Origin of the sequence: Streptomyces sp. NPDC050147, from assembly GCF_040660195.1 — a bacterium.
Taxonomy (GTDB): Bacteria; Actinomycetota; Actinomycetes; order Streptomycetales; family Streptomycetaceae; genus Streptomyces.
Map to the genome: position 1 here is coordinate 1 of NZ_JBFALJ010000049.1, position 23,089 is coordinate 23,089.

Consider the following 23,089-nt stretch of genomic DNA (forward strand, 5'->3'; position numbering starts at 1 on the left):
CTGTGGGAGAGTAGGACGCCGCCGAACTATTATTGACGGGAAACCCCCGCACCCTCTGGGTGCGGGGGTTTTCTGCGTTCCAGACCCCCAACCGACGGCCTTTTCTGCGTTTAGGGTCGAGTTATGCGACACGACTTGGTCATCTTCGACAATGACGGTGTTCTCGTGGACAGCGAGCCGCTCTCCAACACCATCCTGGCCGCCTATCTGACCGAGCTCGGCCACCCCACCACGTATGAGGACTCCCTGCGTGACTACATGGGGGCCGCCGTCCATCGCGTACACGACCTCGTTCTTGAGCGCAGTGGGCAGCGGCTGCCCGCGGATTTCGACGTGGCCTTCCACGCTCGTGTGTTCGCCGCCTTCGAGCGGGAGCTGGAGCCTGTTCCGGGGGCCGTCGACGTACTGGAGAAACTGGTGGCGGGCGGAGTGCCGTACTGCCTCGCCTCGTCCGGGAGTCATGAGCGTATCCGGGTGGGACATCGGCGGACCGGGCTCGACCGGTGGTTCGACGACGGGCGGATCTTCAGCTCCGAGGATGTGGGGCGGGGGAAGCCGGCGCCGGATCTCTTTCTGTACGCCGCCGAGCGGATGGGAGTGACGCCTGAGAAGTGCGTGGTGATCGAGGACAGTCCGTTGGGAGTGGAGGCCGCTGTGGCGGCCGGGATGGATGTCTACGGGTTCACCGCCATGACGCCGGCCGAGCGGCTTGCGGGGGCCACCGAACTCTTCGGCACCATGCGGGACTTGGCTGATCTGCTCGTATGAGGGTGAGCGAGGAGGTCGCCGCGCTCAGGCGGTGAGGTGCGGGGAATTGGGTGGGTGATCTATCTACCCACTGGTAGTCAGGGGTCCTACGCTCAGCAGCCATGACAGACGAGCTGCGGCGCGGCAGGGCCTCTTTGGCGTTCAGCTTCCTGGTGCAGGGCGTCACTTTCGCGCTGCTGGTGACGCGCATCCCCGCCATTCAGGATCAGTACGGGATATCCGACGGCCTGCTGCCGGTGTTCCTCGCCGCTGTGCCGATCCTCGCGGGGGTCGGGAGCGTCGGCACGGAATGGCTGGTCAAGCGGGTGCCGCCCAGCCGTGTGCTGCGGTGGGCGCAGCCCATGGTGCTCCTGGCGCTGCTCGGGGTCGGTGCTGGTGACGCCCTGTGGCAAGTGGCCGTTGCGCTGGGGGCGTTCGGGCTCTCGGTGGGGGCGCTGGACGCGTCCATGAACATGCTCGGGGTGAGTCTGCAGCGGGCGTACGGGCGCAGCATCATGCTGGGGTTCCACGCGGCGTACAGCCTGGGCGGGATCGCGGGGGCGTCGATCGCGTGGGCGGGGGCCCACTGGGATCTGTCGCTCTTCGTCTCGTATCTGCCGGTGGTCGTGGTGCTGTTGCCGGGGGCGCTCGTGGGGAGTCGGTGGTACGTCGATGCCGACCGTGGGGGTGCGGGTGCCGGGGTTGCTGCCGGTGCTGCCGGGGAGGGGAGGGGCGGGCCCGTCGTCTTCAAGCTGCTCCTGCCGCTCTGTCTGGTGATGACCTTCGCGTACATCGGGGATTCGACCGTCTCCAACTGGAGTGCGAAGTATCTGCAGGACGTGCTGGGGAGTTCGGAGGAGGTCTCGACCGTCCCCTACAACGTCTACATGGTCATGACGCTGCTGGGCCGGGGCCTCGGGGATCTGGGAGTGCGGCGGTTCGGGGCCGTGGCGGTGGTGCGGGGCGGGGCGGTGGTGGGTGCTCTCGGTTTCGCCATCGTGGCGGTGGCGCCCGGGGCGTGGGTCGGGATCCTTGGCTTCACGGTGCTCGGGCTCGGGCTGTGCGTGATCGTTCCGCAGACCTTCGCCGCGGCGGGGCGGCTCTTCCCGGGGGCGTCGGACGCCGCTGTCGCGCGGCTCAACGTCTTCAACTACGTGGGGTTCCTGATCGGGTCACCGCTGGTGGGTGCGCTGGGGGACGCCTGGAACTACCGCGGGGCGATGCTCGTTCCCCTGGTGTTGGTGCTCGTGACCTTGTTGTACGCCCGGTCTTTCGCCCCCGGAGCGGACCGATACGGTGACGGGCATGAGCGGCCACGCACAGCTGATGTGGGACGAGGCAGTAACGGGCTATGACTTCGGTCCTGAGCACCCCATGGACCCGGTCCGGCTCGCGCTGACCCGAAGCCTGGTCGGCGCCTTCGGGCTCGACCGTGATCTGGAAGTGGTCGCGGCCAAGCGCGCCGGTGACTCGACGTTGCGGCTCGTGCATCGCGAGGACTATGTGGAGGCGGTCAAGGCCGCGTCCGCCGATCCGGCGTCGGCGGACGGCAGCTATGGCCTCGGGACCGCGGATGATCCCGCCTTCGCGGGGATGCACGAGGCGTCGGCGTTGATCGCGGGGCAGTCGGTGGGTGCGGCCGAGGCGGTGTGGCGCGGGGAAGCGCTGCACGCCGTGAACTTCGCCGGTGGGCTGCATCATGCGATGCCGGGGTCGGCCTCGGGGTTCTGTATCTACAACGACGCCTCGTTGGCCATCGCGCGGCTTCTCGAACTGGGTGCCGAGCGAGTGGCGTACGTGGATGTGGACGTGCACCACGGGGACGGGGTGCAGGCGTCCTTCTGGGACGATCCGCGGGTTCTGACAGTCTCGATGCACGAGCATCCCCGGACGCTGTTTCCCCAGACGGGGTGGCCCGAGGAGACGGGTGCGGCCTCCGTGGCGGAGGGGTCGGCCGTCAATGTCGCGCTGCCCGCGGGGACGGGGGACGCGGGGTGGGTGCGGGCGTTCCACGCTGTGGTGCCGGAGCTGTTGGCGGAATTCCGGCCGCAGGTGCTTGTGACCCAGCACGGGGCTGACACCCACTTCGAAGATCCGCTGGCTCATCTTGCCGTGTCGCTCGATGCGCAGCGGGCCGTGCAGGTGGCCTGCCATGAGCTGGCGCACTCGTACGCCGAGGGGCGTTGGGTGGCTCTGGGTGGGGGCGGGTACGCCGTGGTGGATGTGGTGCCTCGGTCCTGGACCCATCTGACCGCCATTGCCGCGGGGCGCGAGGTGCTGCCCTCGGCGGTGATTCCTGAGGCCTGGCGGCAGGAAGTCTTCGCGCGTACGCGGCAGTTGGCGCCTGCGCGGATGACGGATGGGCGGTGGCCTGTCTCCTGGGCCGAGTGGTCCGAGGGGTACGACCCTGCGGACCGGCTTGACCAGGCCGTGCTTGCTGCTCGCCGTTCGGCGTTTCCCTTGCGGGGGTTGTTGCCGTAGGGGGAAGAGGCAGGGGGAGGGGTGGCCTTGGGCGCCGGCCCTGCTGGGCGGGGTGGCCCATAGCCGTGGCCGGGATCGCGGGATCGGTGAGGTGGGGTCGGTGGGGAGGGTTCGGTCGGGTTGTTGAGGGGTTAGCCCGACTGTGGGGGATTTTCGGGGTTTTGAGGGTGCCGGGGCGTTCTCTGCGGGACGCTCACAGCGTGTTGAGCACCGGAGCGTTGCGCGCGCATCTGTTGGCCGCCCGACTGGCCGGGCCCGTGGCCACCACGCGGGAGGAGAGCCTGCGGAGCTATCGGCTCTTCGCGGCCCGGGATCCGCGGATACTGCTCGGCCTCGACCCCGAGTGGAGCTGGGGACCCGGCGACCTGTTGGGGCTCATGGCGGACAAGTGCGGGGTGTCCGCCGACCCGCGGCACACCTCGGGGGTCGACGTCATCGACCCGGATCGGACGCTGGTCGCGCTCGACGCCTTCGCCGAGAGGCTCGCCGAGGCGGTGCGGGGGCGGCTTCCCGTGCTCTTCGGGACGGGACATCCGCACCGTCTCCTCGGTTTCTACGCCGCCCTGGCGGACGCTTTGTCGGCGGCCGGGTGCACCGTCCTCACCCCCGCGCAGGGCAACAGTGTCGACATAACGACCCGGTTCGGCCTACGCACGTACAACCTTGACTACGTACAAGGAGTCGCGCTGGTGCGGGAACCCGGCGCGCGTCCCACCGGGAGTGAGCCCGGCGCACATACCCACTCCCCGCTCCCGGTTCGAGCCGCTCTCGCGGCTGCGGCGGAGGCTGACGGACCGCTTCCCGGGCTCGTCATCGGCGACCACGGATGGGTCTGCGGAGCAGGTCAGCTGGGGTTTGAGGCGATCGGTCTGGCGGATACGGACGATCCCGCGCTGTTCGTCGGAGAGGCCGAGGGGCAGGTGTCCGTCGTCGTTCCGCTTGATGACGCTGTGCGGTCTGATTACTACCGACCGCTTACTCGCTATGTACTCAATCGAGCGTGTCTGTCACAGTAGGCGGCCGATCGCTACTCCTCTTCCCCACTCGCATCATCCGCCCCTAGTCTGGTGAGTGAGCGCGCAGCGACGAAGAGTCACCGGAAGGGGAAGCCGGTGCCCGTCATGTGCGGAAGGTTCAGGTGGGGTGTCATGGCTGAGAACCAGAGGCCGCTGAACGAGGTTCAGTTTCTGACCGTGGCGGAAGTCGCCTCGGTGATGCGAGTGTCCAAGATGACCGTGTACCGCTTGGTGCACAGCGGTCATCTGCCCGCCATTCGGGTCGGAAGGTCCTTCCGGGTCCCGGAGCAGGCGGTTCACGAGTACCTCCGCGAGTCCTATGTAGGGGTCGAGGCGGGCTGATCGGAGCCGATCGATCCCCCCTCGATTACGTCCCTCACCCGGGGGCAGGTAGGCTAGGCCGACGTAGGTCGTGTGGGCCCAGTCTGCTGCCCCGCACCGAGTGAAGAGAAGTGAGCGAGGGTAGTCGTGGGCTCTGTTATCAAGAAGCGGCGTAAGCGGATGGCCAAGAAGAAGCACCGCAAGCTGCTGAAGCGCACTCGCGTTCAGCGTCGCAACAAGAAGTAAGCGACAGCTGTACTGCGCGTATCGAAGCCCTCCCGTCATCCGACGGGAGGGCTTCGGCGTTTCCCGGGCCCCGGCTTCGGGCTCCGGCGCCGGCCTCCGCGCCGGGCTTTCCGCTGCGGCGTCCGGCTCCGGCGGCTTCGCGGGCGTTTCCCCGGCGGCTTCGGGGGGACCCGCCCCGGGCGTCTTCCGGCCGGTTTTCGGGCTTCGACGGGCCGCTCGGGGGCTTGTTTCGAACGTAGGCCCTGGGCAGGATGTGCGTCCCGACGCCGCGTACGTCCTGGTCTGGGTAGAGGGCCAGGTCCGTACGGTTACCTTGTGGCTGTCGTCACTTGCTGCAGCGGGCGGTCATCACAGCGCAACATCGACCCGCTAGCGTGTGCCGGAGAGGGATGATGGGGCGCGGCAGGACTTCGAGGGCTGGGGAAGGCAGGCGCTGATCTTGGGCAAGGTCGTGCTGGTGACCGGGGTGGCCCGTCAACTGGGCGGGCGGTTCGTCCGACGCGTGCTCCGGGACCCTGAGGTCGACCGGGTGGTCGCCGTGGACGCGGTGCCTCCCGAGCACCACCTGGGCGGCGCCGACTTCGTCCAGGCCGACATCCGGCAGCCCGCGATCACCAAGGTGCTCGCCGAGTACTCCGTCGACACGGTCGTGCACATGGACGTCACGGGCACCGCGCTGGCAGGCGGCAACCGCGGCTCGCTCAAGGAAACGAACGTCATCGGCACCATGCAGCTGCTCGGCGCCTGCCAGAAGTCGCCGACGGTCAAGCGGTTGGTGGTGAAGTCGAGCACCAATGTGTACGGCTCCGCGCCGCGCGACCCCGCGGTCTTCACCGAGACGACGCCGCCGAAGTCGCTGCCGAGCGGTGGCTTCGCCAAGGACACCGTCGAGGTCGAGGGATACGTACGCGGATTCGCGCGCCGGCGGCCGGATGTCGCGGTCTGCGTGCTGCGTTTCGCGAACATCCTGGGCCCTGCCGCGGACTCCCCGCTCGCCGAGTACTTCTCGCTGCCGGTGCTGCCGACCGTCTTCGGCTACGACCCGCGGCTGCAGTTCGTGCACGAGGACGACGCGATCGAGGTCCTGCGCCTCGGCTCACGCGAACCGGCGCGCGGGACGCTCAACAGCGGCACGTTCAACATCGCCGGTGACGGGCTGCTCCTGCTCTCGCAGTGCTCGCGGCGCCTGGGGCGTCCGACGCTGCCGGTGTTCATGCCCGCGGTCACCTGGATCGGCCAGGCGCTGCGGACGCTCGGCATGACGGACTTCTCGCCCGAGCAGATCAGGCTGCTCACCCACGGCCGGGTCGTGGCCACCCGGCAGATGCGCGAGACACTGGGCTTCAGCCCCAAGTACACGACCGCGGAAACCTTCGCGGATTTTGTACGCAGTCGGGGTCCGGGACTTCTGCCGCCGCAGGCCGTCGCGGGGGCCATCGACCGGATCGCCACGCTGCCCTTCGCGGGCAACCAGAGCGCCAACTGAGGAGAGCGTCAACGATGGCGGACGCCAAGGTCATTCCGTTCGACGACGACCGGTCGCGCGCGGGTGCGCAGCGCCCGCCCCGGCGCAGAGGCACGGTCCGGCGCAAGAACGATCCGGCAGCCGTGCGTGAGGTCACGGCCATGCCGGGCCGGCAGGACGGAGAGCCGCAGGTGGAGCGGGCCGAGCCGGAGCCCTCGCGTCAGGAGGCTCCAGGGCCGAGGGTCGGGGCCGGGGCCGAACCGGAGCCGCGCGGCGGTGGCGGGGGCCTGGAGCGGCGTATCGCGGGTGGCCTCGCGTTTCTGCGCCGGCGGCTCACGGGTGAGTACGAGGTCGACGACTTCGGTTACGACGAGGAGCTCACCGATCAGGTTCTGATGTCCCTGGTGCGGCCGCTCTACGAGAGGTACTTCCGCGTCGAGGTGAAGGGCATCGAGAACATCCCCTCGGAGGGCGGGGCCCTGATCGTCGCCAACCATTCGGGGACACTGCCGCTGGACGGCCTGATGATGCAGGTCGCCGTGCACGACAACCACCCCGCGGGGCGGCATCTGCGGCTGCTCGCCGCGGACCTCGTCTTCATGCTGCCGGTGGTCAACGAACTGGCGCGCAAGGCGGGGCACACCTTGGCGTGCGCCGAGGACGCCGAGCGGCTGCTCGAGCGGGGTGAGCTGGTCGGGGTGATGCCGGAGGGGTTCAAGGGCATCGGGAAACCGTTCAGCGAGCGCTACAAGCTGCAGCGGTTCGGGCGGGGCGGCTTCGTCTCCACCGCGCTGCGGGCCGGAACGCCGATCGTTCCCTGCTCGATCGTGGGGGCGGAGGAGATCTACCCGATGATCGGCAACGCGAAGACGTTGGCGAGGGTGCTCGGGTTCCCCTACTTCCCGATCACGCCCACGTTCCCGTGGCTCGGGCCGCTGGGGGCGCTGCCGCTGCCGACGAAGTGGACGATCCAGTTCGGGGAGCCGATCCCGACGGACGGGTATCCGCCGGAGGCGGCCGAGGACCCGATGCTGATGTTCAACCTGACCGATCAGGTCCGGGAGCAGATCCAGCACACGTTGTACAAGCTGCTGGTGCAACGGCGGTCGGTGTTCTTCTGAGGCACCAGGGGTGTCCGGACAGCTGAGGCACCAGGGTTTCCGAAGCATGAAGAGGGGCCGGATCCTTCAGGATCCGGCCCCTCTTCACTGCGTACCGCTACTTCTACTTGGCGTCCTCTTCGTTGATCCCCAGGCCCGGCAGCAGGCCCGGCAGGATCGGGGGGACCGTGACGTCCGGCTTGGCCGACGGGGTCTCCTTGGCGGAGGATTTGCCGTTCGACGGGCTGCTCGGGGCCGTGTCGGACTTCGGCGGGTCCAGCAGACCGCCCGTGTTGCCGCCCAGCAAGCCCTCGTCCTCGCTCTTGTCCGGTGTCGACGGGCGGGGCTCGCGCTTGTCGGAACTCGCGCCGTCCCTCGGGGACGAATCCGGGGCCGAGGGGCTGTCCGGAGTCGAAGACCCGGAGGAGTCCCGCCGGCTCGGCTGCCCGGGGGTGTCGCTCGTGTCCGGGGTGCGGGGGAAGAGGGAGCGGAGGGGTTCCACTTCCTGGTCCATCGCGTCGAAGACCGAGCTGACCTGGTCGCCCACGTCGCCGAGCTGGACCGGCAGCCTGCTCTGCAGGTCGCTCCAGGTCCTGCGGTGCGACTCGGTGAAGGCGGACAGGGTCTGGATGTGACCGAGCGAGCCGTCCCTCTCGTACGCCTGGTGGAGCAGGCGGTGGCCTTCCGTGGCGTCGTGCCGCATGCCCGAAAGGGCGCGCCTGACCTCGCCGAGGGACTCGTGGTCGAGGTCGCCGCTGCGGCCGCGCTCCATCAGCCGACGGGCTTCGTTCAGCCGCGTCGAGGCGTGGTCGAGATAGACCCCGCCCTTGTCGCTGTCGCCGTCGGCCATGCCGAGCTTGAGGTCTTCCATGCCGCGCTTCAAGCCGTACAGCGAATCGCCCGGCAGTGCGTCGGAGCTGGCCGCGGCCACCCCGCTGAACGCCCCGGCGGCCACGCCGACGGTGAGCCCGCCCGCGGCGATGCCTTGCGAAAGCCGGGAGCGCGGCTTCAGTTTGCGTAGTCCCGTGGCCCGGTGGGCGCCCTTGCGGGAGCGCTGTTCGGGCACCGAGGTGCCGATGGTCCCACCGCCCGCGGCCGTGCCCTCAAGGAGCATGGCCTCCATGGCGGCTACGAGCTGGGCCCGCTGGACCACTTTGACCTCGGGATCCAGCTCTGGCTTCGGCAGTTCGCCGAGGCCGGTCACCAGGGTCAACATCCCGTCCTGGGCCGTCGCTTCGGACGGCCTGGAATCGGGCGTGACGGAACCTTCGGACTGCTCGGCCGCCGGGCCCTGGTCGGATTGCTCTTCCAGGGCCAGGGCGAAGGCGTTCGCCCGCCGGTGTGCCGATACGTTCGCGATCACTGGCGGCACCTCCTCTCGTCATGACGGTCGACTCCCCAGGGGGTCCTGAGGGTTGCACGACCTGAGCACTTCCACACGATTGAGTGAGCGGAGGTGGTCAGCGAGCAACCACAGGGAGCCTGCATCCCGCACAACGAGCGTCGCGGCACTTGGGTTACGGACGGAGGATGATCGGACCGCTCAAATTCCGTGATGGCCATCTGGCCGCCACGGAGCGTGAGTTGAGCGCTCCGCACGGCGACAGACGGCTACGGACGGCTACCGACGGCGCGCGGCGTCAGCGCACGTCGTCGGGGAGCAGCCGGGCCAGCGTGCGGACGGCGCGGTACTGGAGGGTCTTGATCGCACCCTCGTTCTTGCCCATCACCCGAGCGGTCTCGGCGACCGAGAGGCCTTGCAGGAAGCGCAGGGTCACGCACTCCTGCTGCTGGGGGTTGAGGCGGCGCACGGCGTCCAGCAGTGCGGCGTTGGAGAGGGACTCCAGGACGGAGTCCTCGGGGCTGCGCTCGACCTCATTGGCGTCGAGCATTTCGCCTGTGGTCACTTCGAGGCGGAATCGGCTCGATTTGAAGTGGTCGGCGACCAGATTGCGAGCGATGGTGACGAGCCAGGCGCCGAAGTCACGGCCCTGCCAGGTGAACGTGCTGATGCGGCGCAGGGCGCGCAGAAAGGTCTCGCTGGTGAGGTCCTCGGCGGTCGCCTTGCCGCCGACGCGGTAGTAGATGTAGCGGTAGACCGTGTCGCTGTACTGGTCGTAGAGACGGCCGAAGGCGTCGGACTCGCCCGCTTGGGCGCGTTCGACGAGATCCATCATGCGGGCGCTGTCGCTGTCCGCGGCGGGACGGCGGTGGGTGGGGGCTGAGGTGGCAGAGGCAGAACGGGCTCGTCTGCTGACTGCCGCGCCGCTGTCCGCCAGGGCGTAGAGCGGCCCGGCGGGTGTGGGGACGGCAAATGCGGGGACGGCGGGGCCGGCGTACGCGGTGGGGACGAAGCCGCGCAAGCGGTCGGCGACCGTTGCGCGCAGCGTAGCCAGGCCCGAGGCGTCAACCCCGACGTGTGGGTACACGGGACTCCCAGAGGCAGAGCTTCCATCACGTGCAGTGCGGAACCGTTCACCCGTCGTAGCGACGTGTGGGGTCCGTAATGCGTCTGAGGAGAATAACGCTTCGTACAGGCGGCACTACACCCAGTTGCTCAAATCACCGATTACGTCGCTTCTCTTACCGGTCTATGCCCGTTCAAGTAGCACACGGTGAACGGTTGTTGATCGGAATAGGTCACATTCCGTCTAAGCACAGGGCGTGTTGTGGCCGAGTGCTACCGGCGTGACTGGCGGGAGCCCGGGCGGGGTATGACCGAGAGATTGTTCAGTGGCGGCGGCGGTGCAGGGCGATCGCGGCGGCCGTGCCGCCCGCGATGGCGCCGACGCCCGCGGCGGCCGGGATGCCGACCTTGGCGGCCTTGCGGCCGGTGCGGTAGTCGCGCAGACGCCAGTCCCGCTCACGCGCGTGCTTGCGCAGCTTGGCGTCGGGATTGATCGCGTACGGGTGCCCGACGAGCGAGAGCATCGGGATGTCGTTGTGCGAATCGCTGTACGCCGCGCAGCGGGCCAGGTCCAGGCCCTCGGCGGACGCGAGCGCGCGCACCGCCTCCGCCTTCGCGGGGCCGTGCAGGGGCTCGCCGACGAGCTTTCCCGTATAGACGCCGTCCACGGACTCGGCGACCGTACCGAGGGCGCCGGTCAGGCCGAGGCGGCGGGCGATGATCGTCGCCGTCTCCACCGGTGCGGCCGTGACCAGCCAGACCTTCTGGCCCGCGTCGAGGTGGGCCTGCGCCAGGGCGCGGGTGCCGGGCCAGATGCGCTCGGCCATGTACTCGTCGTAGATCTCCTCGCCGATGGACATCAGCTCGGCGACGCGGTGGCCCTTGACGATGGACAGGGCGCTGTCGCGGGCGTCCTGCATGTGCTCGGGGTCCTCGACGCCCGCGAGCCTGAACCACGCCTGCTGCCAGGCGAATCGGGCCAGCTCCTGGCGCTCGAAGAACTTCCGCTTGTAGAGGCCGCGGCCGAAGTGGAAGATCGCGGCGCCCTGCATGACGGTGTTGTCGAGATCGAAGAAGGCGGCGGCCTTGTCGTCGCCGAAGACCGGGAACTCCGGCTCCTCGGGTTCCTCCGGCGAGGCGGCCGCGACGAGATCGTCGAGCGCCTCCAGCTCCTGGGAGGTCTTGCGCGCTGCCTCAGCCGAGGCCTCGCCTGCCAGCACGCTCCGCGCGGTGGCGGAGCGCCTACGGGGGGTGAGCCATCCGAGAGCGGCCATGTCGTGAGCATAGCTAGTTCGTTCGGTCGTTCCGGAGTCGGCAGGATTCGGTGCTGTGAACTCTGCGCGACCGCACCGTTAAAGAGGCGCCCGAAGAGACGGCCCGCGCGGCGCGTCGGCGGGGCGAGAATGGGGTCATGAGCCCGATTTTTCGCCGTACGGAGAAGAAGAAGCCCGGGGACCGGACGGTCACCTTGATCGGAAAGCCCGGGTGCCATCTGTGCGATGAAGCACAGCTGGTGATCGAGAAGGTGTGCGGCGATCTTGGAGTCGTATGGGAGAAGAAGGACATCACCGAGGACGAAGAGCTCAACCGGGCCTACTGGGAACAGATTCCGGTGGTCCTGGTCGACGGTGAACAGCACACCTTCTGGCGCGTGAACGAAGATCGACTGCGCCGCGAGCTCGCCCCGTAGACCGAATCGTCACTGACCGACGAGTCCAAACGGTCCGATTGGTCCCTTAGGATCGTGGGCGGTTTGGTCTCGGGGGCGATGATCGTGAGGAGAGTGTGCGGTTTTGCCCCCATCAAATGAGCAACGCCGCGTTCTGTGCGCCGGTTCCAGAGAAGTGCGCCAGGGGCGCGTGACCCCGGTCACTTTGGCCGGGCAAATCGGACACCATCTTTGTGCACGCGTTCACAAAGACATAACCTGCATTCGACGGGGCGGTCTGGGGACGTGTGACCGCCTGCAGCCCCGCTCTACCCGCAGGAGCACCGTGGCAACTGGCCGAACTCACCGACCGGCGACCCGCAGCCGAGGGATTCCCGAGGCCACCGTCGCCAGGCTTCCGCTGTACCTCCGCGCTCTCACCGCACTGTCGGAGCGCTCGGTGCCCACGGTCTCCTCCGAGGAGCTCGCGGCCGCCGCGGGGGTCAACTCCGCGAAGCTGCGCAAGGACTTCTCCTACCTCGGTTCCTACGGGACGCGCGGCGTCGGCTACGACGTCGAGTACCTCGTCTACCAGATCTCACGCGAGCTCGGCCTGACCCAGGACTGGCCCGTCGTGATCGTCGGCATCGGTAACCTCGGTGCGGCGCTCGCCAATTACGGCGGGTTCGCCTCGCGAGGCTTCCGTGTCGCCGCGCTGATCGACGCCGACCCGGCCATGGCGGGCACGCCCGTCGCGGGCATGCCGGTGCAGCACACGGACGACCTCGAGAAGATCATCAGCGACAACGGCGTCTCCATCGGCGTCATCTCCACCCCGGCGGGCGCCGCCCAGCAGGTCTGCGAGCGGCTCGTCGCCGCCGGTGTGACCTCGATCCTGAACTTCGCGCCCACCGTTCTCTCCGTGCCCGACGGCGTCGACGTACGCAAGGTGGACCTCTCCATCGAGCTGCAGATCCTCGCCTTCCACGAGCAGCGCAAGGCCGGTGAGGAAGCGGCGGCCGACGGCGTCGCACCGCCCGCAGCCGCCAAGCAGCAGCGCAAAGGACCCGACGGGGACGTCCCCGCCGTGATGCCGGCATGAGCCTCCTCGTCGTGGGCCTGAGCCACCGCAGCGCTCCGGTGAGCGTCCTTGAGCGGGCCGCGCTCAACGTGGACGCGCAGGCCAAGCTCCTGCACGACACGCTCGCCGCCGAGCCCGCCGCCGAAGCGGCCGTGCTCGCCACCTGCAACCGCATCGAGCTCTACGCCGACGTGGACAAGTTCCACGCGGGCGTCGCCGAGCTGTCCACGCTGCTCGCCCAGCACAGCGGCGTGGGCCTCGAGGAGCTCACCCCTTACCTGTACGTCCACTACGAGGACCGAGCCGTCCACCACCTGTTCTCGGTGGCCTGCGGCCTGGACTCGATGGTCGTCGGCGAGGGGCAGATCCTCGGCCAGATCAAGGACGCCCTCGCGCGCTCCCAGGAGCTGCACACCGCCGGGCGCCTCCTCAACGACCTCTTCCAGCAGGCCCTGCGGGTCGGCAAGCGCGCGCACTCGGAGACCGGCATCGACCGGGCCGGCCAGTCGCTCGTGACCTTCGGCCTCGAACAGCTCGCCGGGCGCGAGCCGGTCGAGACCTGGGCCAAGGGCAAGCGCGCCCTGGTCATCGGCGCCGGCTCCATGTCCTCGCTCGCCGCGGCCACGCTCGCGCGCGCCGGGGTCCACGAGATCGTCGTCGCCAACCGCACCCTCGACAGGGCGCACCGCCTGGCAGCCCTGCTCGGAGAGCAATATGGACGCAGCCTCGCGGAGGGCGGCACGGGCACCGTCGCGCGCGCCGTGCCGATGGACCAGGTGGCGGCCGAACTGACACGTGCAGATGTCGCCGTCTCGTGCACCGGCGCGACCGGACTCGTGCTGACGGCCGAGGCCGTCGCGGCGGGGGTCGCCGACCGTACGGGCGCGCCCGTCACGGTGGGCACGCCGCGCGTGCCCGCGCCTTCGGCCCCCTCCGCACCGCACGGCGCCGACACCGACGACGCCTGCCCGCTCGGGCTCTCCGGTGACGGAGCGGCCGTGCCCCGCGGAGTCGGGTTCTCCGTCATGGGCGAGGACGCCGTCGCCGGGATGGACGCCGCGACGCTCGAGCAGCACGCCGCCTGGGTGGACAACGCACCCGCCGAGCGCCGCGACGACCCGCAGAGCGAGGCCGACACGATCACCGCGCTCGCCGCGGCCGTGACCGCCACGGGTCGCGTGCCCGAGCGCCGCCGCGGCCCCTCGATCGTCGAGACCGGCAACGTCCTGCTCGCTCTGCTCGACCTCGCCATGCCCCGCGACATCGACGGTGCCGTACACCGCATCGACGGCGTACGCCTCGTCGACATCGAGTCGCTCGCCGAGGCGTCCGCCGACGCCCCGATGGCCGAGGACGTGGAGCGGGTCCGCGCGATCGTCTCCGACGAGGTCGCCGCCTTCGGCGCCGCGCAGCGGGCCGCGCACATCACGCCAACCGTGGTCGCCCTGCGCACCATGGCCGCCGACGTCGTCGCCAACGAGATCGCGCGGCTCGACGGACGGCTCCCCGGACTCCCCGAGAAGGAGCGCGCGGAGATCACGCAGACCGTCCGCCGCGTCGTCGACAAGCTGCTCCACGCACCCACCGTGCGGGTCAAGCAGTTGGCCGGCGAGCCCGGCGGCGCCGGGTACGCGGACGCGCTGCGCACGCTCTTCGACCTCGACCCGCAGACGGTGGCCGCCGTCAGCAGGGCCGACCGGCGCAATGACCCCAACGACCAGAACGCACAGCAAACAGATCCGAATCGAGGCCGGGCATGACCGAGAGGGCACTGAGGCTCGGGACACGGCGCAGCAAGCTGGCCATGGCCCAGTCCGGGCAAGTGGCCGACACAGTGAGCCAGTTGACCGGCCGTCCCGTGGAGCTCGTGGAGATCACGACGTACGGCGACACGTCCCGCGAGCACCTGGCACAGATCGGCGGCACCGGCGTCTTCGTGACCGCCCTGCGTGACGCGCTGCTCGGCGGCGAGGTCGACTTCGCCGTCCACTCGCTGAAGGACCTGCCGACCGCGCAGCCGGACGACCTGGCCCTGGCCGCCGTGCCGCTGCGCGAGGACCCCCGCGACGTGCTCATCGCGCGTGACGGGCTGACCTTCGAGGAGCTGCCGAGCGGCGCGCGCATCGGCACCGGCTCGCCCCGCCGCATGGCGCAGCTCAACGCCTACGCCCGCAACCACGGACTCGCCATAGAGACCGTGCCGATCCGCGGGAACATCGACACCCGCATCGGGTTCGTGCACAAGGGGGAGCTCGACGCCGTCGTGCTCGCCGCCGCCGGGCTCAACCGCGTCGGCAGGATCGACGAGGTGACCGACTTCCTGTCGGTCGACACAGTTCTGCCCGCCCCCGGCCAGGGGGCACTGGCGATCGAATGTGCCGCGTCCAACGCGTCGCTGACCGCCGCGCTCGCCGAGCTCGACGACCCGTACACCCGGGCCGCCGTGACCGCCGAGCGATCCCTGCTCGCCGCCCTGGAAGCCGGTTGCAGCGCACCTGTGGGTGCGTTGGCCGACTTGCTGGCCGACGGGCAGATTGTCAAGGAAATGCGCCTGCGTGGCGTCGTCGGGGCAACCGACGGCTCGACGCTGGTGCAGCTGTCCACCACCGGTCCCGTGCCCGAGACGCATGACCAAGCCATGGCGCTCGGCCGCGAACTCGCTGCCGAGATGCTTGCCAAGGGCGCGGCCGGTCTGATGGGGGAGCGAGCACTTTGAGCCCCACCTCGAACCTTGCCGGCCTTCCCGCACACGGGCACGTCACCTTCCTGGGTGCCGGACCCGGAGATCCGGGACTACTTACGCTACGCGCCGTAGAGGCGCTGGCCCGAGCGGACGTACTGATCGCCGAGCCGGATGTGCTCGACGTCGTTCGCGCGCATGCCAGGGGAGGTGTGGACACACCTCAGCCAGGGGCAGTTGACGACGCGTCAGCGATCGCGGAAGCATCGTCTTTGCGAGCCGCCACCAATCTTGTCATGGAGGCAGCGAGGGGCGGCAAGCGGGTCGTGCGTGCCGTGAGCGGCGACGTCGGCCTCGACACGTACGCGGCCGAGGAGATGCTTGCCTGCGCCGCCGAAGGCATCTCCTTCGAAGTCGTGCCCGGCATCGCTGCGGCGGTCGGTGTGCCCGCCTACGCGGGTGTTCCGCTGCGCGACGCGCAGGGCACGGACGTACGTTTCGTCGACGCGCGCACCGCCTCCGACCGCTGCTGGAGCGAGGTGGGGGCGTCCGACGGGACCGTGGTCGTGTCGACCTCCCTGGACTCCGTGGCCGCCGCCGCCGGTGAACTCGTCTCGTCCGGGCGCAAGCCGGACACCCCGATGACGGTGACCGTCGCCGGGACGACGACGCGTCAGCGCACCTGGCAGGCGACTCTCGGCACCATCGCGCAGGTCCTCAAGCAGGCGAAGGTGCTGCCCTCGCCCGACGGAGGCCAGCCCGTCATAGCCGTGGTCGGCGAGCGGTCCGCCGCCGCCCAGCGCGACCAGCTGTCGTGGTTCGAGTCGAAGCCGCTCTTCGGGTGGCGCGTGCTCGTCCCGCGTACGAAGGAGCAGGCGGCCTCGCTCTCCGACCAGCTGCGGTCCTACGGCGCGGTGCCGCACGAGGTGCCGACCATCGCCGTCGAGCCGCCGCGTACGCCGCAGCAGATGGAGCGCGCGGTCAAGGGGCTCGTCACGGGCCGCTACGAGTGGATCGCTTTCACGAGCGTGAACGCCGTCAAGGCGGTGCGCGAGAAGTTCGAGGAGTACGGGCTCGACGCGCGCGCCTTCGCCGGGATCAAGGTCGCGGCGGTGGGCGAGCAGACCGCTGCGGCGCTGGTCGCTTTTGGTGTGAAGCCCGATCTGGTTCCTTCGGGCGAGCAGTCGGCTGCCGGTCTGTTGGAGGACTGGCCTCCGTACGACCCGGTCTTCGACCCGATCGACCGTGTCTTCCTGCCGCGCGCCGACATCGCCACGGAGACGCTGGTCGCCGGGCTCATCGATCTCGGGTGGGAGGTCGACGACGTGACCGCCTACCGGACGGTGCGCGCGTCGCCGCCCCCGGCGGACACGCGCGAGGCGATCAAGGGCGGCGGTTTCGACGCCGTGCTCTTCACGTCCTCGTCGACCGTGCGGAACCTCGTCGGCATCGCCGGCAAGCCGCACAACGTGACCGTCATCGCGTGCATCGGCCCCGCCACCGCCAAGACCGCGGAGGAGCACGGGCTCCGGGTGGATGTGATGGCTCCCGAGCCTTCCGTGCACAAGCTGGCCGAGGCGCTCGCGGAGTTCGGGACCCGGCGTCGGGTGGCTGCTCTTGAGGCCGGGGACCCCGTCACCCGGCCCAGCGAGCGTCGGCCTGGTTCCCGTAGGCGGCGTACAGCGCCCTGAGGCTCAGGCGTACCGTTAATCACCGGCTTCGCCGAGTTCGTCCTCAAACGCCGGACAGGCTGGATATCCAGCCTGTCCGGCGTTTGAGGTTGGGTGCGGGGCCGGGGACCCAAAAATCGCGTGAGGTGAGAGAGACAGTGACCAAGTACGGATCGTTTCCCGGAGCCCGGCCCCGGCGTCTTCGGACCACTCCCGCCATGCGGCGCATGGTCGCGGAGACGCGGCTGCACCCGGCCGACCTGATCCTCCCCGCGTTCGTGCGCGAGGGGATCAGCGCCCCCGTGGAGATCGGCGCGATGCCCGGCGTCGTCCAGCACACCCGCGACAGCCTGAAGAAGGCCGCCGTCGAGGCGCTGGAGGCCGGGGTCTCCGGGATCATGCTCTTCGGCGTGCCGGAGGAGTCCAAGAAGGACGCCGCCGGGACCGTCGGCACCGACCCGGACGGGATTTTGCAGGTCGCCCTGCGCGACGTACGCGCCGAGGTCGGCGACGACCTCATCGTCATGTCGGACCTGTGCCTCGACGAGTTCACCGACCACGGTCACTGCGGTGTCCTCGACGCCGAGGGGCGCGTCGACAACGACGCCACCCTTGAGCGGTACGCGGAGATGGCGCAGGTCCAGGCCGACGCGGGCGCCCACGTGGTGGGGCCGAGCGGCATGATGGACGGTCAGATCGGCGTCGTCCGCGATGCGTTGGACCAGGTGGGCCACGAGGACGTCTCCGTCCTCGCCTACACCGTCAAGTACTCGTCCGCGTTCTTCGGCCCCTTCCGTGAGGCCGTCGGCTCGTCCCTGAAGGGCGACCGCAAGACGTACCAGCAGGACCCGGCCAACGCCCGCGAGTCCCTGCGCGAGCTGGCGCTCGACCTCGAAGAGGGCGCCGACATGGTCATGGTGAAGCCCGCGGGGCCCTACCTGGACATCCTGGCGAAGGTCGCCGAGGCGGTCGAGGTGCCGGTCGCGGCGTACCAGATCAGTGGCGAGTACGCGATGGTCGAGGCCGCTGCCGAGCGGGGCTGGATCGACCGGGACCAGGCGATCATGGAGTCGCTCACCGGCATCAAGCGCGCGGGCGCGAACATGATCCTCACGTACTGGGCCACCGAGGTGGCGCGGAGGCTCTGAGCACGCACTTGGCCCTCGTGGCTCGACCTTGAGTCCCGGCTTGACCTCAACTTTGGTTGAGGTTGCAGAGTGGTGTGCATCGACGTTCCACCGACGTGCTGTCGGTGACGGTCGACGTTCTGAGGAGGACGTATGCGCGCCGTTGTGCTGCACGAGTTCGGGCCCGCCGAGAATCTGACGTACGAGACCTTGCCCGACCCCGTCGCGGGGCCGGGCCAGGTGCGGATCGCCGTACGCGCGGCGGGAGTTCACCACGTAGAGACCGTCATGCGGCGCGGGGACGCGAGCGACATGGCGCCGCCGCTGCCCGAGCTGCCGTCCGTCTTCGGCGGGGAAGTCGCCGGGATCGTCGACGCGGTGGGCCCCGGCGTGGACACCGCGTGGCTGGGGCGGGCCGTCGTGACCCCGCGCAGCGCGCCCGGCGGGTACGCCGAACTGGCGGTGACCGAGCTGGCGCAGTTGCACGAGGTGCCGGACGGGCTCGGGTTCGAGGCCGCCGTGACCATGGTGGTGACCGGGGCGACGACCATGGGGCTGTTGGACGCCGCTCAACTCACCTCCAAGGACGTGGTGTTGGTGACGTCGGCCGCCGGTGGCGTCGGGCGACTCGTGGTGCAGTACGCGTTGTCCGTGGGGGCGGTCGTGATCGGGGCCGCCGGCGGGACCGACAAGGTCGAGGCCGTCTGGGGGCTCGGCGCCGATCTCGCCGTCGACTACAACGAGCCCGGCTGGGCGGACGTCGTGCGCGAGCGTCTCGACGGGCGTGAGGTGAGTGTCGTACTCGACGGGGTGGGCGGCGAGAAGTCCGCCGCCGCGTTCGGACTCATCGGTGATGGTGGGCGGTACGTGGTCATCGGCTGGTCCTCGCAGGAAGAGTTCGAGCCGGACGCGGGGGTCGTGCGGGAACGGGGCATCACCGTCACCAACGCGCTGATGCAGCTCATCACGCGGCCCGAGGACGGCCCCGACCGCGAGCGACGGGCCCTGGAGGCGGCCGCCAAGGGCGAGTTGGTGTCGACGGTGCAGACCTTCCCACTGGCGGAGGCGGCGCTGGCGCATGCGGCCATGGAGCGGCGGGAGACTACGGGGAAGGTTGTGCTTGTGCCTTAGCTCTGTTTCTTAGCTCCGTGCATTGCTCGTGAGCTCCGTGCATTGCTCGTGCCTTAGCTCTGCTTGAGCAGGGTGGCCAGACGGGAGAGGCCGTCCGCCGAGTGGCCGGCGGTGATCGAGCGGTCCAGGAGGCCCTGGAGCGGCTTGAAGAGTTCGTCGCTGACTCCCGCCTCGGCGTAAGCGGCAAGGAAGTTGGGGAGCGCGGCCTGGTTGATCTCCAGGGACGAGACGTCCGTGAGGTGCTGCCCGGAGTCCAGCGCCTCGGCCATGCCGGGCACCAGGCCGTCCGTCATGGCGTTGACCCACTCTCTTAGCAGCGGGGCGAACTCCCGTGCGGGGACACCACCGGTGCCGATCAGCGCGTATGCCTGGACCACGCCCATCACCATGCCGTACATCCCTGTGAGCAGGGAAAGGTCGTAGAGGGCTGCCGCGCCCGGGTCCTTGCCGACCCACTTGGTGTCGGCGAGGGCTTGCAACGTGGGGCGGTGCGTCTCGAAGGCGTTCTCGTCGGTGCCGCTGTAGAGGATGTACGCGCCGGGCGTCGCGATCATCTGGGGTACGGCCATGATGCCGCCGTCGATGTACGCGATGCCGTGCGCCTCGGCCCATGAGGCCAACTCCCGGGCCTGGGAAGGCGTTCCGTTCGTGAGGTTCACGAGGGTGCGGCCGGCGAGCGCTGCTGTTTCCGGCGCGAGGAGGGTACGTACGTTGTCGTTGGTCGTGAGGCAGACGATGACGAGGGGCGAGGCCTCGATGGCGCCTCCGGCCGTGTCGGCGGGGGTGGCGCCCAGGGCCGCGAGGGGGCCCGTCTTGGCGGCGGTGCGGTTCCACACGGTGGTGGGGTGGCCCGCCTTGATCAGGGCGGAGGCGAGGGCGGTGCCCATGAGGCCTAGGCCGAGGATGGATACGGGGGTGGTGGTGGTGCTGGTGGTGGACACGGGGGCTCCTTTGGGGGCGTTGCGGTGCTGCTGGGTACGCCTTTGATCCTTGCGGGGCCCTGTGGTGAGGACAAGTACGGACTATTTAGTGGGGTACTTACCTTCTGGTCAGTGAGCGGTTGGTTGGCTTGGCTGGTTGGTCGGCTGGGGGATTAATGCATTTGCGTGGTCGCTGTGAGTGGGTGGCTGAGCGAGCCTCCATCCCATGCGGGCATGCGCGAGTCCGGTGGGGGCTGGCTTTCGTGGGCTGATGCGCGAACGGGGCCACGAATTGAAAACCGGCAGAAGCGAAGTGCGAAGACGTGGCAGCACAAGGGTGGAGGCACAGCTCGCCGGCACCCCTTGGCGTTGGCACCCAAAAGACGCAGCAACAGCAAGAGCGGTGAGGGGGAACGAGGGGGCGAGTCCAGCGTGGGCGGCGAGGGGGCGGAACAGGTGCGGGAGAGGCGCGGGAGGCGGAATAGACCACGAGTTGCGGGAGTACGAGGGGGGTAGGGCTGTCAGCTGCAGAAAAGTCCCGCCCAGTTACTCCCCGCACCCGCTCTGACCTGGGGCTTCGTGTTGGCTTCGTGTTGTGTGGTGGGAGTTTTTTGCATTCCGTCCCAGGGGGTGCAACACATGCCACCCCCGCAACTCACGTCCCAGCCCCCAACCACCTGCCACTCCACCCACCTCCCCCACCCGCCCCCCTGTTGCTGCTGTCTTTCGTGCGGGGGGCGAGGCGGGGGGTGAGAGTGATGGTGGGGTGGGCTAACCGGTGGGTCGGGTTGGGTGGTTGAGGCTCTAGGCGAGTTGGTAAATCTGGGGCCGTTCGGGCATCAGCCCACGAAAGTCAGCCCCCACCGGACTCGCGCATGTCCGCATGGGATGGAGGCTCGATCAGCCACCCACCCAGAAGTACCACGCCTACTGTCTGTTGGGTGGACCCGTCACCACACCAGTGCGTCCGACGCCGACGTCTGCCAGTACGTGACGAACGCCGAGCTGTCCACGTAGACCCCGCCCTGCGGGAGCTCCGCCGCTGCCGGGTCGCCCACGCTGCCGTTCATCGCGCGGTTGGAGAAGTGGACCTCCAGCTCGTGTGCCTGGGAGCCTTCCGAGCCCTCGGGGGAGGACGTGGCGATGGCCGCGTACGCCGACTGGCCGGGCTTGAGGGTGACGACCGCCTGCGGCTTGCTCGCGTCGAGCCACGGGGTGGCGGCCTGGCCCTCGTCGAAGCGGAGGTACGGGGCGCCGTACGCGTAGCAAGTCTTGGTGCCCGTGTTCTTGGCCTTCAGGAGCAGGTGGTTGAGCGGGCGGTCGACCTGCTGCACGGTGACCTTCGTGGTGGCGGCGGTGCAGGTGACCGGCGTCGACTTGGCGGCCGGCGTGGCGGCCGAGGCCGCGCTGCCGAGTGCGGTGAGCGAGAGGACGGCGGTGAAAGCGGCGGCAACGGTGGCGGTCTTGGTGCTGAATCGCATGGCTGGTCTCTTTCGGTGTGATGTGCGGGACGTGTGCCGCGCCGATGGGCTGCTGGACGCGGCGTGCTTGTATGGCCCAGAGCTTGTGCGGGGTTCTGTCCCGGTGGCCAGGCCGGGACGGCAGTGGGGGACGCTGGGACGCTCGTACTGCTGTGATCTGCGGAAACTCCGTTCCCTGGAACGGATGTATGGGATGGAGTAAGCGTGGGGGCGGGCGATCTCGCGGAGTTGCTGCGGGAACTGAAGGAGAGGTCGGGGCTCAGTTACGGGGCGCTGGCCAAGCGGTTGCATGTGTCGACGTCGACGCTGCACCGGTATGTGCAGGGGTCGGCCGTACCGACGGAGTTCGCTCCGCTGGAGCGGTTCGCCCGGGTGTGCAGGGCCTCGCGGGAGGAGATGGTCGAGCTCCACCGGCGGTGGATCCTGGCCGACGCGTCGAGAGGTGATCGGAAGGAACCGCCGCCTCTCCGGGATGTGTCCGCCTCGGTCGCGGTGTCCGAAGCCGACACCGAGCAGGCCGGTGTCGAGCAGAACGACGACCAGACCCCCGGCATCGTGATCGGCCCCGCCCCCGGGAGGGGGAAGGGTGCGGGGAAGCGGCTGTCTCGGGGGCGGGTGTTTGTCGCCGTCGGTGTTGTTCTCGCGCTTGGTGCCACCGTCGTCGCCGTGCAGGCCGCGTCCGGCGGGGGTGACCGTGACCGCGCCTCCGTCGCCTCGCCCAGCCCGCACGGCGAGCGGGAGCCGGGTCCGGACGGCACCGGGTCCGCCTCGCCTTCCGGGAAGGAGTCCGGGAAAGGCAAGCCGGGCAAGGAGCCGACGGCGACGGGCTCCGAGAAGCCGAAGGGTGAGGGTGAGGGCAAAGGCGACGGTGGCAGGTCCGGGGCGCCCGGTGGCGGTGGGGGCGGTGACAGCGGCGGACAGGGTGGTGTTCCGGTGACCGTGTCCACCCAGGCGCAGCACTGGGAGGACCCCTGCGGTCACCCCTACCTCGTGAACAAGGACCCCGCGGCCCTCTCCCCACCCCCCAACGAGCAGGACGCCGCCGGCTGGGTGGCCGCGAACGGCGCGGTGTCCGCACGGGACCAGACCGTGAAGCTGACCGTCCAGGGCACGGGCGAGGAAACCGTCGTCCTGGAGTCCCTGAATGTCCGCGTCGCCGGGACGAGCGCACCGCTCGCGTGGACCAACTACAAGATGGGCTACCTCGGCGTCGGCTGCGGCGGCAATGTGCCCCAGCACTCCTTCTCCGTCAATCTGGACGCGTCGGTGCCGCGCCCGACCCCGCTGGGAGGGCACAGCGGCTTCCCTTACAAGGTGAGCGCCAGCGACCCCGAGGCGTTCTTCATCAACGCGACCGCCAACACCCGTTACGTACGCTGGTACTTGGAGCTGGAGTGGTCGAGCGGCTCCCGGCACGGCACTGTGCGCATCGACGACACGGGCAAGCCGTTCGCCACCAGCGGCGACAAGGGCCGTCCCGTCTACGGGTTCTCGCTCAACAGCAAGAAGTGGACGAAGACCAATCGCGACGATGACGACGTGACGGACCCGCCGGCCTAGGGGCCCCG

Annotated in this window: 21 protein-coding genes; 16 read left to right on the forward strand and 5 right to left on the reverse strand. The window is 69.5% G+C overall.

Annotation, left to right across the window (positions count from 1 at the left end):
• The first annotated feature begins 123 nt into the window (after positions 1-123).
• From AB0I94_RS41015 to AB0I94_RS41050, 8 genes are all read left to right on the forward strand, one after another.
• Complete coding sequence (locus tag AB0I94_RS41015; protein WP_363314924.1) at positions 124-768, forward strand: HAD family hydrolase; 645 nt, start codon at positions 124-126, stop codon at positions 766-768.
• 101 nt (positions 769-869) lie between these two features.
• Positions 870-2,102: an MFS transporter gene (locus AB0I94_RS41020; RefSeq protein ID WP_363314925.1), complete on the forward strand. Its 1,233-nt coding sequence runs from the start codon at positions 870-872 to the stop codon at positions 2,100-2,102.
• Positions 2,053-3,228 carry an acetoin utilization protein AcuC gene (locus AB0I94_RS41025; protein ID WP_363314926.1) on the forward strand — a complete coding sequence of 392 codons (1,176 nt, stop codon included), beginning with the start codon at positions 2,053-2,055 and terminating at the stop codon, positions 3,226-3,228. Before AB0I94_RS41020 ends, AB0I94_RS41025 begins: the two co-directional genes overlap by 50 nt.
• Before the next feature lie 200 nt (positions 3,229-3,428).
• Complete coding sequence (locus AB0I94_RS41030) at positions 3,429-4,244, forward strand: phosphatase (protein ID WP_363314927.1); 816 nt, start codon at positions 3,429-3,431, stop codon at positions 4,242-4,244.
• A gap of 132 nt (positions 4,245-4,376) precedes the next feature.
• Positions 4,377-4,586 carry a helix-turn-helix domain-containing protein gene (locus AB0I94_RS41035; RefSeq protein WP_062770509.1) on the forward strand — a complete coding sequence of 70 codons (210 nt, stop codon included), beginning with the start codon at positions 4,377-4,379 and terminating at the stop codon, positions 4,584-4,586.
• A gap of 126 nt (positions 4,587-4,712) precedes the next feature.
• The gene (locus AB0I94_RS41040; protein WP_003948845.1) at positions 4,713-4,811 is read left to right on the forward strand and encodes an AURKAIP1/COX24 domain-containing protein; all 99 of its coding nucleotides are present in this window, start codon (positions 4,713-4,715) and stop codon (positions 4,809-4,811) included.
• Between the two features lie 439 nt (positions 4,812-5,250).
• Positions 5,251-6,297 (forward strand): NAD-dependent epimerase/dehydratase family protein, encoded by a 1,047-nt coding sequence (locus AB0I94_RS41045; protein WP_363314928.1) that lies wholly within the window; start codon positions 5,251-5,253, stop codon positions 6,295-6,297.
• A gap of 14 nt (positions 6,298-6,311) precedes the next feature.
• Positions 6,312-7,397 carry a lysophospholipid acyltransferase family protein gene (locus tag AB0I94_RS41050; protein ID WP_363314929.1) on the forward strand — a complete coding sequence of 362 codons (1,086 nt, stop codon included), beginning with the start codon at positions 6,312-6,314 and terminating at the stop codon, positions 7,395-7,397.
• Between the two features lie 103 nt (positions 7,398-7,500).
• Here the strand turns inward: AB0I94_RS41050 and AB0I94_RS41055 are convergent, their stop codons facing one another.
• The 3 genes from AB0I94_RS41055 to AB0I94_RS41065 form a co-directional block, all read right to left on the reverse strand.
• Positions 7,501-8,739 (reverse strand): DUF5667 domain-containing protein, encoded by a 1,239-nt coding sequence (locus AB0I94_RS41055; protein WP_363314930.1) that lies wholly within the window; start codon positions 8,737-8,739, stop codon positions 7,501-7,503.
• Between the two features lie 277 nt (positions 8,740-9,016).
• Positions 9,017-9,805, reverse strand: coding sequence for an ECF subfamily RNA polymerase sigma factor, BldN family (locus tag AB0I94_RS41060; protein WP_363314931.1), 789 nt, complete (start codon positions 9,803-9,805; stop codon positions 9,017-9,019).
• A gap of 301 nt (positions 9,806-10,106) precedes the next feature.
• Positions 10,107-11,057 (reverse strand): HAD-IB family hydrolase, encoded by a 951-nt coding sequence (locus tag AB0I94_RS41065; protein ID WP_363314932.1) that lies wholly within the window; start codon positions 11,055-11,057, stop codon positions 10,107-10,109.
• 137 nt (positions 11,058-11,194) lie between these two features.
• On the opposite strand from AB0I94_RS41065, the gene AB0I94_RS41070 reads away from it, so the two are divergent.
• From AB0I94_RS41070 to AB0I94_RS41100, 7 genes are all read left to right on the forward strand, one after another.
• On the forward strand, positions 11,195-11,473 hold the full coding sequence (locus AB0I94_RS41070) for a glutaredoxin family protein (protein WP_363314933.1): 279 nt from the start codon (positions 11,195-11,197) through the stop codon (positions 11,471-11,473).
• A gap of 304 nt (positions 11,474-11,777) precedes the next feature.
• Positions 11,778-12,533, forward strand: a complete 756-nt coding sequence (locus AB0I94_RS41075; RefSeq protein ID WP_363314934.1) for a redox-sensing transcriptional repressor Rex — start codon at positions 11,778-11,780, stop codon at positions 12,531-12,533.
• Positions 12,530-14,272, forward strand: coding sequence for a glutamyl-tRNA reductase (locus AB0I94_RS41080; protein ID WP_363314935.1), 1,743 nt, complete (start codon positions 12,530-12,532; stop codon positions 14,270-14,272). Before AB0I94_RS41075 ends, AB0I94_RS41080 begins: the two co-directional genes overlap by 4 nt.
• Entirely contained in the window at positions 14,269-15,228 is a 960-nt protein-coding gene (hemC, locus tag AB0I94_RS41085) for a hydroxymethylbilane synthase (protein WP_363314936.1), read from the forward strand. Before AB0I94_RS41080 ends, hemC begins: the two co-directional genes overlap by 4 nt.
• Entirely contained in the window at positions 15,225-16,883 is a 1,659-nt protein-coding gene (locus AB0I94_RS41090; protein ID WP_363314937.1) for a bifunctional uroporphyrinogen-III C-methyltransferase/uroporphyrinogen-III synthase, read from the forward strand. The genes hemC and AB0I94_RS41090 overlap by 4 nt, the downstream gene beginning before the upstream one ends.
• A gap of 137 nt (positions 16,884-17,020) precedes the next feature.
• A complete protein-coding gene (gene hemB, locus AB0I94_RS41095) occupies positions 17,021-18,010 on the forward strand; it encodes a porphobilinogen synthase (protein WP_363314938.1) in 990 nt (329 codons plus the stop codon).
• Between the two features lie 132 nt (positions 18,011-18,142).
• On the forward strand, positions 18,143-19,120 hold the full coding sequence (locus tag AB0I94_RS41100; protein ID WP_363314939.1) for a zinc-binding dehydrogenase: 978 nt from the start codon (positions 18,143-18,145) through the stop codon (positions 19,118-19,120).
• A gap of 53 nt (positions 19,121-19,173) precedes the next feature.
• On the opposite strand, the gene AB0I94_RS41105 is transcribed toward AB0I94_RS41100, so the two are convergent.
• Positions 19,174-20,061, reverse strand: a complete 888-nt coding sequence (locus AB0I94_RS41105; protein ID WP_363314940.1) for an NAD(P)-binding domain-containing protein — start codon at positions 20,059-20,061, stop codon at positions 19,174-19,176.
• A 929-nt stretch (positions 20,062-20,990) separates the two neighbouring features.
• The gene (locus tag AB0I94_RS41110; protein WP_363314941.1) at positions 20,991-21,521 is read right to left on the reverse strand and encodes a DUF4232 domain-containing protein; all 531 of its coding nucleotides are present in this window, start codon (positions 21,519-21,521) and stop codon (positions 20,991-20,993) included.
• Between the two features lie 204 nt (positions 21,522-21,725).
• On the opposite strand from AB0I94_RS41110, the gene AB0I94_RS41115 reads away from it, so the two are divergent.
• Complete coding sequence (locus AB0I94_RS41115) at positions 21,726-23,081, forward strand: helix-turn-helix transcriptional regulator (protein ID WP_363314942.1); 1,356 nt, start codon at positions 21,726-21,728, stop codon at positions 23,079-23,081.
• Positions 23,082-23,089: the final 8 nt, after the last annotated feature.

Coding starts and splice junctions, on each gene's coding strand:
- AB0I94_RS41015 (WP_363314924.1), top strand. CDS start 124: ATGCGACACGACTTGGTCATCTTCGACAATGACGGTGTTCTCGTGGAC.
- AB0I94_RS41020 (WP_363314925.1), top strand. CDS start 870: ATGACAGACGAGCTGCGGCGCGGCAGGGCCTCTTTGGCGTTCAGCTTC.
- AB0I94_RS41025 (WP_363314926.1), top strand. CDS start 2,053: ATGAGCGGCCACGCACAGCTGATGTGGGACGAGGCAGTAACGGGCTAT.
- AB0I94_RS41035 (WP_062770509.1), top strand. CDS start 4,377: ATGGCTGAGAACCAGAGGCCGCTGAACGAGGTTCAGTTTCTGACCGTG.
- AB0I94_RS41050 (WP_363314929.1), top strand. CDS start 6,312: ATGGCGGACGCCAAGGTCATTCCGTTCGACGACGACCGGTCGCGCGCG.
- AB0I94_RS41065 (WP_363314932.1), bottom strand. CDS start 11,057: ATGGCCGCTCTCGGATGGCTCACCCCCCGTAGGCGCTCCGCCACCGCG.
- AB0I94_RS41070 (WP_363314933.1), top strand. CDS start 11,195: ATGAGCCCGATTTTTCGCCGTACGGAGAAGAAGAAGCCCGGGGACCGG.
- AB0I94_RS41080 (WP_363314935.1), top strand. CDS start 12,530: ATGAGCCTCCTCGTCGTGGGCCTGAGCCACCGCAGCGCTCCGGTGAGC.
- hemC (WP_363314936.1), top strand. CDS start 14,269: ATGACCGAGAGGGCACTGAGGCTCGGGACACGGCGCAGCAAGCTGGCC.
- AB0I94_RS41100 (WP_363314939.1), top strand. CDS start 18,143: ATGCGCGCCGTTGTGCTGCACGAGTTCGGGCCCGCCGAGAATCTGACG.
- AB0I94_RS41110 (WP_363314941.1), bottom strand. CDS start 21,521: ATGCGATTCAGCACCAAGACCGCCACCGTTGCCGCCGCTTTCACCGCC.